The following is a 12,396-nucleotide window of genomic DNA, read 5'->3' as shown; positions in this document are numbered from 1 at the left end:
TGTGAAATAACTAAAGTGAGGAAGTGTAGCAAGTGAACGTTTTATTAATGCCGTTCCTTTACTTTCCAGAAGATAAATCAGAATACATTCCGGCGGCATTTTCGTTTCTATTCTTCATGATTCTCATGTATTTTGCTTTACGCTGGATTCGAAACAATTCGAAGAAGCAAGAGCTCGAAACAAAAGAATTAGAAGAACGTATTTTACGCGAACGCCGCGAAGCAAAAGAAAAACAGCACTCTCAACATTGAGGTGCTGTTTTTCTTTTGTTTATCAGTCAGTCAGTGCAGTCACAAATCGGTTAACGCCTTCTTCGACAAGTGAACGTGGTGTCGCGACATTCATCCGTAGGAAGCCGCGTCCTGCCTCTCCGTATTTTGTCCCTGGTTCAAGTGCAAGCTTCCCTTTATTCAACAACCTGTCCATCATTTCATCTTCAGTTAACCCCGTACCACGATAGTCAATCCAAAGTAGATACGTACCATGTGGCTTCGCAATTTTTAAGCCAGAGATTGCTGACGTCAGCTCATGAATGACATAGTCCATATTCGAAGAAATGATTTCGAGTAATTCGTCTAACCATGGGCCGCCTTCTTTATAGGCAGCAGTTAGTGCGGCAGCTGCAAATGGACTCAAATCCATCTGGCCGTGAGCCATCGCATTCAACGTCAGTTTCTCCCGTACACCTTCGTCTGTCGCGATCATTAACGCCGCTTGGACACCTGCGATGTTAAAGGTTTTTGTAGGTGCGACACAAGTGATGATACGGTCAGCTTCTTCGCCCGCCAATGTGACTAGTGGAATATGTTTATGTCCCGGGAAGACGAGATCAGCGTGAATTTCATCCGCTAAAATAAGAACATCATATTTTGTACAAAGTCTTAGCATTTCTTTTAACTCGCTTTCTTTCCAGACGATGCCTCCAGGGTTATGCGGATTACATAAGATAAACAGTTTTACATTTTGCTGTAGGCATTTTTCGAATTCTTCAAAGTCGATGGAATAAGCTCCATTTTCTTCAAGCATAACGCATTCAACGATGTTTCGTTGTTGTCGTTGTGGAATTTGAAAAAATGGTGGATAGACAGGAGAGGTGACAAGAATTCCGTCACCCGCCGTCGTGAATGTTTCAACAACGGAGGCAATTGCAGGGACAACTCCCTGATGAAATAGCATCCATTCGTTTTTAGTTTCCCATTCATGACGCTCAGATAACCATGTCCGAACAGCATTTTTACAGCCTTCACAAGCATACGAGTAGCCGAAGACAGGGTGGTCAAGCCGTTCCTTCATCGCTTGAATGACGGCTTCAGGTGCAGCAAAATCCATATCAGCGACCCACATCGGTAAAATATCTGATGCGTCTTCAATATTATAAATTTTCTCCATCATGTCCCATTTTACAGAACGGGTTTCTCGTCGTTCAATGACTTTTTCAAATACACTCATGAGTATCCCTACTTTCCTTTTTTCTCTACTATGCTATCATAAATAAGACTAAAGAAAAATAAGGTGGCTTATCGTGGAATCAATCGAAATTAATAAAAAGGCTATTGCGCTTCTAGAACAATGGGATCCGTTTGAAGCGGGAGCTAAAGCATATGAACTCGAAATTGTTGATGTTATCTCAGAATTGCATCGCCTCGATCACCCGACAGACCTTGCTAAACGCATTCGTGAGATTTATGAACACTCCTATAAACTATGGATTCCAATTGAAAAATGCATGAAAATTTCTTACAAGTTATTAGCAATTAAATATGAGGCGAAATGTATCGTCTAAAAAGAAAAAACGCATCCCTTAAAAAAATAAGGATGTGTTTTTTGATGTTGGAAATTAGTAATAATTGGAAGATCAAAATATTACTATTATCTCAAATCAGTGCTAATATATGAGAATAAGACTACTCGGGCAATTTTGTAATGAAAAGCGCTATAGATTTACCAAAGGGGATAAGAGACGATGAAAAAGTATCTAAAAAAAAGACTGTGGTATCAGATATGAAAGAGGATTTATTATTTTTGCAAAGATTACAGGATTCATATGCCAGCTGGACTGGGTTAGCGATTATTATTTATAGCCTGGAAGGTGAATTTCTTACCGAAATATCTTGGGGAAATCGACAAACGGAAGAATTATATAGGAAATATATAACAAAAGAAAATCTCGAAAGCTTTATTCAGCCCTTACATTCGATCAATAAAACAATCTTACTCGACACTGAGCTGGGAAATAAGGTAATCATATCGCCTGTACTTTTGAATAAGAGAGCGACTTATTTTATTATTTCTGGTTATATTATTGACGAGAAAACAAATGAAATGATTGATAATTATTTTGCAATGAATAGTTATTTATCTAAGGAAGTCGTTGAATTCGAGGCACTCTCAGAAAGTGAAGTATTCAATAAAGTTGAGCATATAAAAAATATGACAGAGGTTATCGCTTCATATGTAGCAAGACGTGAAGAATATAATAACACCCAAAAATTTTCGAGCCTTGTGTCAGAACAAATAACCTCGATTAATAACAAAACGGCAACGGTTGAATCAATTTTACAAACAGCAATTTTTTTGAATGATGTCGATTTTATAGCACTTGCTTTCCACTCAACAGGCGATCTGTATAGGGTTAAAACGAGTGTTGGCGAATACTCAGAGGCTTTGAGAGATTATACATTTTCAGTTGGAGAAGGTTTACTGGGCTATTCAATTGCTACAAAACAACCTCAGTTTTATGAGAATATTGAAAATGATGCACGACTCTGGTTATTTACTAAATTGAATATGGATGTGAAAAGCTTATTTTGTTTCCCTCTTGTGGGGGACAATCAAGTAATTGGATTGTTATTTGGAGGAAGCACTGAGCGAGAAATTGATGAAATATCAATTTATGACAAACTTTCTACGTGTGCTTCTCTTATGATGAATCACTTAAATACGCTGGATTTGGTCGACAAAATTAAAAATCAATCAATGGAAATCGCTACCTTCGAAGAGATTATTAAGGTGCTGATGACAGTAAAGGATCTTGAAAAGGTATTATTAATTTTGATTGATATTAGTATGAACTTTACACGGGAAACCTTCACTTCAATTGTCTATAGAAGTGATGTAACTGAAAATAATGCGAAGCTGCTGTCAAAGGGGATTTTGGAAGAGGTCGTCTATAACCACCTTCAGGAAGCAGCACAGAAGCTCTTTTCTTCAACTCTTGTCGTCAAGAAATGGAGAAATCCTTTAATGAATGAAACCCCGTGTGGAATAAGAATCATGGAATTTCCGCTCGTTTTTGATGATTATGTATATGGCTCACTTTCTGTTGGGATTCGTTCAAAGACAGAAATGGATAAGTATATAACTGTTATTTCCAATTTGGCCATAGCAGGCGGAATAGCAATTCACTTTCTTAAGACCCAGGATAGATTTCGTGGGAATTTAAATATGATGGAATTGCCACGCAAGCTCTTGCAAGTTTATGAGCCCGAAAAATATAAATTGGCAGAAGATATAAAAGAAACTGCCTTAGAGTTTGCACTGGAAGTTGGCATTAGTGATTCGATTATGATTGAAAGACTAAGCTTTTTTTCAGTTATTGACCCTATTTTGGTGGAAGGAATAATAGACGATCAAGAATTGATTTCGTTATTGGGAAAAATAGGGGAAGTACTTGATGGGAAAAGTGATGGCAATTTATTGGCTGAGTTCATAGCAATCATTCAGACCTATCATTCCGATAATAGCTCAATCAAATCGATTGCTACATTGAAAATTGAAAACGAGAATATGCGAAAACGATTTATTTTATTCGTCAATCAAAGGGAAATAAATGTGAGAGAAATTGTACTTGAGGGAAGTTTGAATCGAAGACAATCTGTAGCTACTGAAATTCAAGAAGAAACATTTCTTAGTCTGAATTTATCAACGAGAGAAAAAGAAGTTCTGAATCACGTTATTCAAGGCTGCAGCAATAAAGAGATTGCTCAACTTCTCTATATTAGTGAGCACACTGTTAAAAACCATATGACGCATATCTTAAGTAAATTGGACGTTTCAGACCGTTCTCAGGCAATTGCTAAAATATATCAAATGGGGTATAGCCCAGTAAAGTAAGAACTTGCATATTAAAATGTACCCTTTGTAAAGGACAATTAAAAAAAGCCCTATATAAGTTGAACTGAAGAATGTAACTAACCGTTGATTTCCGTTCCGAGCGGACGCTTTCCGCGGGCACAGCCTCAGCCTCCTCGTCACTTCGTTCCTGCGGGGTCTTCGGCTTGTGCTGTTCCCGCTGGAGTCGCCGCTCTGCACTCCAATCAGCTGAAGTGAGTAAGAATTATACATTCAACATATTTAGGAAACTTGAAGAAGATGATGTCTGTATTCTACAGGCGTCATCCTTTTTAAATTCCACTGACCACGATAATGATTGTAATAAGTCATATAGCTCTTTATCTCTCGTTTTACATCTTCCAAAGCTTCACATGATTTCATATCTATTTCATCTTTAAAATGACCAAAGAATGATTCTTGGGGAGCGTTATCCCAACAGTTCCCACGACGTGACATGGACTGACCTAAACCCATTTTCTTCACAAGCTTTTGGAAGTGGGGACTGGTATAGTGAACCCCTTGATCCGAGTGAATGAAAGCACCTTCAGCTAGTTTTTTACCATTCTTCTTTAATTTCTTTACTGTACTTAGAGCGATATCTAGCGTTATTTTATCGGATGTTTCATAGGCTAGAATTTCATTGGTTTCCGCATCTTTAATGGTCGATAGATAGGCACGTTTTCCTTTTCCATAACTTAAATAGGTAATGTCCGTCAATAATACTTTTCCGGAAATCCCTTGCTTAAACTCGCGATTTAAAAGGTTTGGTAATGTGCGATGTTCTTTTGTTGCTTTTGCCATTCTACGATAAGGATTCGCTTTTCGAATCGGACATACGATTTCAAACTTTTTCATAATGCGACGAATTCGTTTTAAATTATACGTAATTTGATAATGGCGTTCCAATGTCATTTTTATCTGACGAGCCCCCTTGGTAGGACGACGCCGAAAATGAATAGCCTTTAAAATGATGTCCTTGACTGTTTCATCTGCTTGATGATCTGTTTGTCGTTTTGCCACTGCCTCATCTGAAAAATAGCGATAATATCCCGAACGGGATACCCCTATTAATCGACAAAGGTAGCGTACCATTTGTTTTAAATCATGCATTTCGATGACGGTGTGTATCAATTGGAATTGTCGTGCCTCTGTGAGTTTTACTTGTTCTTCCCCAACATCCTTTCTGCTAGCCCTATCTTTTTTAGTAGTTCATTTTGCGCTTCTAATCTGGCATACTTTTCATCTACGCTTAATTGACGCTTTAATGGGCGTCCTGAATGATATTTACGTGTATCTTCTAGCCCAGACACGCCATTCTCTTTATAGGCTGCACGCCAGCGTTTTAAAGCCGAAAGCGCCCGTTGAATCCCCACGATATCAATATCGAACCCTGCATCTTCAAAGATTTCCCGTGAACTTTTACCATCTTCATATCCCTTAATAGCTATTGCTTTAAATTCATCTGTATATGTAATTCCCTTTTCACTAACAGCTTTTACATAAGGATGTTTCACCAGTATTTTTTGTTCTTGATCAGTAAATAATTTCTTTGACATAAATTCTGCTCCGCTCTATCTATATATGTTGGATTTATATTTTCCTTGTAATAATCTCCAGCGTAGGCGCCTTACTGGGGTAGCCGAAGCGATGAGACTAATAGTGGTCTTCTATTAGGCTTATCGCGGGAGGCATCCCCAAGCGCCAAGCGTTGTTGATAAGGTTCTTCATGCCAACATATAATCGTTGTTCTTTCATTATAAAGAAAAGTACCCCATAAGAGAGACTTTTTTAAAGTGTCTATCTCATAGGGTACATTTTATATCGTTGCAGGTTCTTTTTTTGTAGAGATAAGGCTAGAGTAGGATATGATTCCTATACTTAAGTCTTTTATACCTTAAACATCAATGAATAATAAGAACTATTGGTGATTGTCGTTTAATGTCGAATTGTAGATAATAAAGCTAGCTGGTTTAGTTTATTAGTACGAGGGAGGAAGTTATGAATCATTCTAAAGTGCTTGAAACGGATTTGCTGAAAGCAATTGAGCGTAATGAGTTATTCTTGCATTTTCAACCAAAGGTGAACTTGAAAACTGAGAAAGTAGTGGGCGTCGAAGCTTTAATCAGATGGCAGCATCCCGAAATTGGGCTAATTGCACCAGGTGATTTTATACCTATAGCGGAGGAAATAGGTGAAATTACTCGAATTGGAAAATGGGTATTATACAATGCATGTAAACAAAATAAGAAATGGCAAGACGATGGTTTTTCTCCGATTATCATGTCCGTTAATCTTTCTCCTTGTCAACTACTCGAGCAGGACCTCTTTAAGACTGTTTCTCAAGTATTAAAGGAAACAGGTCTTTCCCCGTGCTATCTAGAGCTTGAAATTACTGAAGGGATAACAATCGATATTCCCAAGGCGATTAGTATGATGAAGCAATTGAGAGAACTTGGCATTTTAATAAGTCTCGATGATTTCGGGACGGGCTATAATACGTTGACCTATTTAAAGGAATTTCCTGTAGATATTATTAAAATCGATAGGTCATTTGTGAATGATTTAGTGCATAGTTCAAAAGACAGGGAAATCGTAAAAATGATTATTACCCTAGCTCATAGTTTGAATATACGCGTGATAGCTGAAGGGATTGAGACAGAGGAGCATCTTCAATTTTTAAAGCTGCATCACTGTAATGAGGGGCAGGGGTATCTTTTCAGCAAGCCTGTAACAGGAGAAAACCTAATTATTAAATTCAGGTTAACCGAGAAAATGGAAAAAAGTCACGCTTAGGAATATAAAACAGATGGAGAAAATGCAAATTATGATTGGCATTTTCACTCGCTATTTTGTGGTCATTCTATTGGTTGTATATAGTATTTCCGTAATCATGAAGAGTGAATCAATTCTATCCACAATGTGTGCGATAAGTGACTAGATCATCGCGCAGTAAATTATTGAACCAGTAGTGCAGCATGTTCGTATAAACAAAGAGAAGAAAGTCGAGGAGTTTTATTATGAGATGGACAATTAACAAAAAGTTATTAGGTGGATTCACTGCCGTTTTATTATTACTAATCATATCAATTGGCATAAGTTTTACCCAAATTACAAGTTTGAGAGATTCATATACTGATTTAATAGACGATAAGGCAATGAAAGCGGTGGAAATCAAAGAATTACAAGTGGCGGTAAAACAAGAAATGATTACAATGAGGGGATATTTATTATCTGGGGATAGTAAGTCACTTCAAGCCCATACTGACGCTGCTTCGAAGTATAGAGAAGTCTATGATGCCTTACATCCAAAATTCAAAGGACCAGAATTTATTAAGATGTTGGAAGAAGTTAACGAAATAGAAGCTGAGTATGCTCGATTCACAGAAAAAGTATTTGATTTAAAAAAGAAGAATAGAAATGCAGAATACCAAGCGCTCGTTTCTTCAGAAGGAATAGGTATCGTACTCAGACTAGATGAAGCAGTAAAAGAGCTCTCAGATAGTCAGCATAATTTGTTGGTTACAGGTAGTACGCAAAATGCTAAAAAGGTACAAAGTACAGTTATACTTGTCCTAGCAGTAGGAATTGTTGCCGTTTTAGTTGGAATTGTTATCGCGCTTATTATGGGACGACTTATTTCAACACCGGTAATTGCTTTAGCTAATTCGGCTATAAAAATGGCAGAAGGGGATCTTTCTGTTAAACCTGTAAAAGTGAAAAACAAAGATGAGATTGGAGATTTGGTCAATTCATTCAATCTGATGGCTAAAAACCTTCGGATAGTAATTGAAAAAGTTAGTATTAACTCAAGCCATACAGCATCCTCTGCAGAAGAGTTAACTGCAAGTGCGGAACAAACAGCCCGAGCGACGGAGCAGATTGCAACATCTATTCAGGAAATTGCAAGTGGTACGGAGACGCAAGTTGATTCAGCCAATGATTCCTCTACAGCCATGAATGAAATGGCAATTGGCATACAACAAATAGCTGAAACATCTTCTTCTGTTTCAGAATCAGCAATTGAAACAAACAAGGAAGCTAACTTGGGGAATGAATCTCTTCAAAAAATGATTCATCAAATGAACACCATTCATGATGCAGTAGCGGATTCTGCTTTGGGTATCAAAAAATTAGGAGAGCTATCCAATGAGATTGGTAATATTATTGGAGTCATAACTGGAATAGCTGATCAAACTAATTTATTGGCTTTAAATGCAGCGATTGAAGCTGCTCGTGCAGGTGAGCATGGAAAAGGGTTTGCTGTCGTAGCAGATGAAGTTAGAAAACTTGCAGAACAATCCAGAGAATCAGCTGGTCAAATAGCTGGATTAATCACTCAAATACAAGATGATACGAATGAAGCGGTACATGTTATGGAAGTCGGTACGACAGAAGTTGCAACTGGTAAACTAATCATAGATGAAACAGGAAAACGATTTGAAAAGATATTAATCTCAATTGAACAAGTTACTGCCCAAATTCAAGAAGTTACGGCTATTTCTGAAGAAATGTCCGCAAGTACAGAAGAGGTTAACGCTTCTATTGGAGAAATGGCAAATATTGCGCAACATTCTGCTGATAATACACAAAATGTTGCTTCTGCATCAGAAGAACAACTTGCTTCTATGGAAGAAATCACAGCATCTGCTACTACTTTATCCAAAATGGCAGAGGATCTACAAGAGACAGTGAAGCAATTTAAATTGAACTAGCTTCCGAGTGTCTGTAATCTTTTTGTATTAATTTTCTATGCGTTAGTACAAGCCTTGAATAGAGCGCAATGGTGCCACTCAGCTACTGAAAATAATAAAACGTCCGATTGATTCCATAGGGAATTCATCGGACGTTTTTGTTAAGCGGAAAGTTCAATAATCCATGTAATAAAAATAACAATAATCGCAGCAGGTACTACAAATCGAACAAGGAATTTCCACAGTGCATTCATGATAGGATGCATACGTAGTTCCGCGTCTGTTTGTGCTTTCGTAAGGACAAAACCTGCGAACAGTGAAATACAAAGTGCGCCGAGTGGCATCCCAATTTTACTTGTCAATGTGTCAGCAAAGTCGAAAATGGATCCGCCAAAAATTTGTACATCAGACAGTGCGCCGAATGACAAAGCGCTCGGTATACCGACGATGAAGATCAGAATACCGAATACCCAAGCAGCACTTTTTCTACGCTCATGCCTCTGGCGAATACCCGTAGATACAACAATTTCTAGCATGGAAATTGATGATGTTAGTGTCGCAAACAGCATTAAGATGAAGAATACAATCATGAACACATTGCCAAATGGGATTTGGCTAAAAATCGCAGGCAGGATGACAAAAATAAGTCCTGGTCCTTCAGCGGGTGATTGCCCAAGTGCGAACACCGCTGGGAAAATGACAAGTCCGGCTAATAACGAAATGACAATATTTAAGATGGAAACGTTGACGGCAGATTGCCCCAACTGTTCTTCTTTTGGCAAATAAGATGCATATGTCATCATGGCAGTTACCCCGACACTCAAAGAGAAGAACGCTTGCCCAAGTGCCAGTAACAGTGTGGTGCCTGTAAAGTAAGACCAATCCGGTACAAACAAGAAGCGGACACCTTCCATAGCCCCGTCTAATGTCAATGAACGAATCGCTAGGATGATGAAGAATATGAATAATAGCGGCATCATCCATCTACTCGCCCGCTCAATGCCACCTCGAATACCACTTTGTACAATCCAAATCGTTAGTCCCATAAAGACCGCCTGAGCGAGTAGAACCTCCAGTGGATTGGAAATGATAGAATTGAAGTATTCACTATGATCAGCGACATCGAGTCGTAAGGTTATAGCGCGTGCCAAGTATGATAGAATCCATCCACCAACAACGCTGTAAAACGATAACAGAATAAAAGATACTGCAAGTCCCATCCAGCCAAGCATATACCATAGGCGACCAGGCGCTAGTTTTTTTAGAGAAGTAACGACATCTGCCTGACCTTTCCGTCCGATGACGAATTCTGCAAGCAAGATTGGCAGCCCAATTGCAACTGTACAAATAATGAATAGCAGGACGAAGACACTACCACCATTCGTTCCTACCATATAAGGGAATTTCCAAATGGCACCAAGTCCAATCGCACTACCAGCGGCAGCGAGAACGAAGCCAATTTTCGACGTCCATTGATCACGTTGTTTCATAAAATAACCACTCTTTCGTATATAAGAACGTATTAATTGTACACGAATTAACTTGAATGCCAAAGCAGTTTTACATAAGTATACAAGTCCAGAATCTTTCTATTTTTGCGACGGCTGATAAATTAAGTGAAACAATTTACATGAAAGTTTCGTATCATCTACAGAAGCAAGAGGGCGAGGGGGAAGTATGAACAATATCGACTTAATTGCAAAAGCGCAGCAAGGAGATCAGGCTGCTTACGGAAAGTTGATGAAGCTTTATTATCGGACGGTAGAGAAATTCGCCTACCAATGTGGTGTCAGGCTAGATGATATACCAGACGTGACGCAGGAAGTATTCATCAAATTGCACAGGTTTTTACATCAATTCAATCAAGAACGCTTTACGACATGGCTGTATAAAATTACGTTAAACACAGCACGTGATTATTACCGGAAAGAAAATCGAGAGCGAGATAAGAAACAAAAAGTGGGCAATGATACACAAATGACCGTACAGCATTCCGTGGAGGCGCAAGTTCTTTTATTCGAAGAAGACCGCGAACTGCATGTAGCCATTATGCAATTAGATGAAAAATATCGATTGCCACTGATTCTGTATTATTTCCAAGACTTATCCTATCAGCAAATTGCCGACGTCTTAAACATCACACTCTCAGTTGTTAAAACACGTCTACACCGAGCGAAAGATAGTTTGAAAAAAGCAATGGACAATAATGGAGGTGTGCGTCATGGCGAATAATGATTTCGACAAGCGAATGGAATTTCTTAAAAAGTCCTATGACCGTCTGCCAACTTCATTTAATCCAGAGGAGGTGCTTCAGAAAATTGAAGGGGAAACGAATAAACCAGAACAGAAGGAGTCTACTGTCAGGAGAAAAAGAACGTTTCGGTATAAGGTAACTGTTTTGGCTGTTAGTGTTGCCAGCATATTTTTGTTCGGTTTCATTACGGCTTTGTTTATCACAGAACATAAAGAAAAACTAGCGAGTGACGAATATGTTGAAAAACTCCAACATGACTATGCGGTTGAACGTGAGAAGCAGCGCGATGTCTTGAAATTGGAGGAGGACAAATTCAGCAAGCTGGTGTTCGTCGCTGAGGCGGATAGGATTATTGAAAACATTGCTGACGATAGGGAGCAAGCAGAAGTGAATTATAAACGCGCGCTGTCGAGCCTAAGATTACCATCCGATCTGATGCAGGTTATCGCAGACCAATCTTTAGTTGAGGATGAGCAGGCGAGTATTGATTATCTTGATACGTTTTTTGAGAAAATTAAAAGCCTTATTATCGTCTATGATGAAATATTGGTGGAAAATCAACAGGTGATAGAAGATTTTAAAATGGACCCATCCATTGATAAAGCGGCAGTGATGATGCTAAGTCCGGATACATTTCCCAAGGGGCTCCAAAATATGATTGATACGATGAGCGAGCAGTATATCGAGCTGACTATGAATAGGGATACTGGGGAGATAATGGTGCACTATTATGCGCCAAGGCTTGCTGAGAAGGTAAAGTCTAATTTTCATCCAGATACGCGCGGTTATGTCATATTGGCACTGACGAGAACTGGGCAGCCAATAGTGAATGACTTTGACGGAAGGGCAGAAGTAACCGACAAGACCATCACATTGCCGAATCATGATTTTGAACAACAAGTAAAATCTTTGTATGAGCAATTCAAAGTAGCGCATGATAAAACCATTTTTAAAGGATACTCACTCGTTTATATTGTCGGCGTCTTTCATTATGCCAATGATATGGAAGATCCTGAAACGATTTACTATTTAACTCATAGTGATGATATGACCATTAACATTCAGCAAGGCAGAGACTATACGGTAGAGGAATATGTTGCAGATTGGCGAAAAGGCGTGTCGCTTTTTGATAATGCGCAGCAAATTGTGTTTTCCGCAGACTCGGTCAAACATATTGTTGCTAATGCAGTTTCCGCTACCGTTCAAGTTGTTCGAGAAGATGGAACTTCCGAGGATGCTTATTTTATATGGGAAGACAGTCGTGAATGGCAATTATTTACGGATTGGCTAGAGCCATTGCCATAGGGCGCGTAGAAGAAGGTTATCCTGTCCCCGGGA

General features: G+C 38.8%; 10 protein-coding genes. 7 read left to right on the top strand and 3 right to left on the bottom strand.

The window, feature by feature from the left end; genetic code table 11:
- The first annotated feature begins 32 nt into the window (after window positions 1-32).
- Window positions 33-251: a hypothetical protein gene (locus MKZ10_RS15555; protein ID WP_342505828.1), complete on the top strand. Its 219-nt coding sequence runs from the start codon at window positions 33-35 to the stop codon at window positions 249-251.
- Between the two features lie 22 nt (window positions 252-273).
- Here MKZ10_RS15555 and MKZ10_RS15550 read toward each other — a convergent pair whose 3' ends face one another.
- The gene (locus MKZ10_RS15550) at window positions 274-1,449 is read right to left on the bottom strand and encodes a MalY/PatB family protein (protein ID WP_342505827.1); all 1,176 of its coding nucleotides are present in this window, start codon (window positions 1,447-1,449) and stop codon (window positions 274-276) included.
- A gap of 73 nt (window positions 1,450-1,522) precedes the next feature.
- On the opposite strand from MKZ10_RS15550, the gene MKZ10_RS15545 reads away from it, so the two are divergent.
- Complete coding sequence (locus tag MKZ10_RS15545; protein ID WP_342505826.1) at window positions 1,523-1,783, top strand: DUF1871 family protein; 261 nt, start codon at window positions 1,523-1,525, stop codon at window positions 1,781-1,783.
- A gap of 140 nt (window positions 1,784-1,923) precedes the next feature.
- Window positions 1,924-4,113: a LuxR C-terminal-related transcriptional regulator gene (locus tag MKZ10_RS15540; RefSeq protein ID WP_342505825.1), complete on the top strand. Its 2,190-nt coding sequence runs from the start codon at window positions 1,924-1,926 to the stop codon at window positions 4,111-4,113.
- A 240-nt stretch (window positions 4,114-4,353) separates the two neighbouring features.
- Here MKZ10_RS15540 and MKZ10_RS15535 read toward each other — a convergent pair.
- A protein-coding gene (locus tag MKZ10_RS15535) for an IS3 family transposase (RefSeq protein ID WP_342505824.1) occupies window positions 4,354-5,669 on the bottom strand; the annotation gives its coding sequence in 2 pieces (ribosomal slippage) (window positions 4,354-5,303 and window positions 5,303-5,669; 1,317 coding nt in all).
- 442 nt (window positions 5,670-6,111) lie between these two features.
- On the opposite strand from MKZ10_RS15535, the gene MKZ10_RS15530 reads away from it, so the two are divergent.
- Both MKZ10_RS15530 and MKZ10_RS15525 read left to right on the top strand, forming a co-directional pair.
- Complete coding sequence (locus tag MKZ10_RS15530; protein WP_342505823.1) at window positions 6,112-6,906, top strand: EAL domain-containing protein; 795 nt, start codon at window positions 6,112-6,114, stop codon at window positions 6,904-6,906.
- A 224-nt stretch (window positions 6,907-7,130) separates the two neighbouring features.
- On the top strand, window positions 7,131-8,825 hold the full coding sequence (locus MKZ10_RS15525) for a methyl-accepting chemotaxis protein (protein ID WP_342505822.1): 1,695 nt from the start codon (window positions 7,131-7,133) through the stop codon (window positions 8,823-8,825).
- A 140-nt stretch (window positions 8,826-8,965) separates the two neighbouring features.
- Here the strand turns inward: MKZ10_RS15525 and MKZ10_RS15520 are convergent, their stop codons facing one another.
- On the bottom strand, window positions 8,966-10,294 hold the full coding sequence (locus MKZ10_RS15520; protein WP_342505821.1) for a sodium-dependent transporter: 1,329 nt from the start codon (window positions 10,292-10,294) through the stop codon (window positions 8,966-8,968).
- 187 nt (window positions 10,295-10,481) lie between these two features.
- Here MKZ10_RS15520 and MKZ10_RS15515 point away from each other — a divergent pair, with 187 nt between their 5' ends.
- Complete coding sequence (locus MKZ10_RS15515; protein ID WP_342505820.1) at window positions 10,482-11,036, top strand: RNA polymerase sigma factor; 555 nt, start codon at window positions 10,482-10,484, stop codon at window positions 11,034-11,036.
- The gene (locus tag MKZ10_RS15510; protein ID WP_342505819.1) at window positions 11,026-12,363 is read left to right on the top strand and encodes a hypothetical protein; all 1,338 of its coding nucleotides are present in this window, start codon (window positions 11,026-11,028) and stop codon (window positions 12,361-12,363) included. Before MKZ10_RS15515 ends, MKZ10_RS15510 begins: the two co-directional genes overlap by 11 nt.
- Window positions 12,364-12,396: the final 33 nt, after the last annotated feature.

Origin of the sequence: Sporosarcina sp. FSL K6-2383 (genome assembly GCF_038618305.1) — a bacterium.
Taxonomy (GTDB): Bacteria; Bacillota; Bacilli; order Bacillales_A; family Planococcaceae; genus Sporosarcina.
This window is presented reverse-complemented; position numbering and strand designations above follow the sequence as displayed.

Bases quoted from the DNA above. Each gene is read 5' to 3' on its own strand.
- MKZ10_RS15550 (WP_342505827.1), bottom strand. From the start codon at position 1,449: ATGAGTGTATTTGAAAAAGTCATTGAACGACGAGAAACCCGTTCTGTA.
- MKZ10_RS15540 (WP_342505825.1), top strand. From the start codon at position 1,924: ATGAAAAGCGCTATAGATTTACCAAAGGGGATAAGAGACGATGAAAAA.
- MKZ10_RS15530 (WP_342505823.1), top strand. From the start codon at position 6,112: ATGAATCATTCTAAAGTGCTTGAAACGGATTTGCTGAAAGCAATTGAG.
- MKZ10_RS15525 (WP_342505822.1), top strand. From the start codon at position 7,131: ATGAGATGGACAATTAACAAAAAGTTATTAGGTGGATTCACTGCCGTT.
- MKZ10_RS15520 (WP_342505821.1), bottom strand. From the start codon at position 10,294: ATGAAACAACGTGATCAATGGACGTCGAAAATTGGCTTCGTTCTCGCT.
- MKZ10_RS15515 (WP_342505820.1), top strand. From the start codon at position 10,482: ATGAACAATATCGACTTAATTGCAAAAGCGCAGCAAGGAGATCAGGCT.
- MKZ10_RS15510 (WP_342505819.1), top strand. From the start codon at position 11,026: ATGGCGAATAATGATTTCGACAAGCGAATGGAATTTCTTAAAAAGTCC.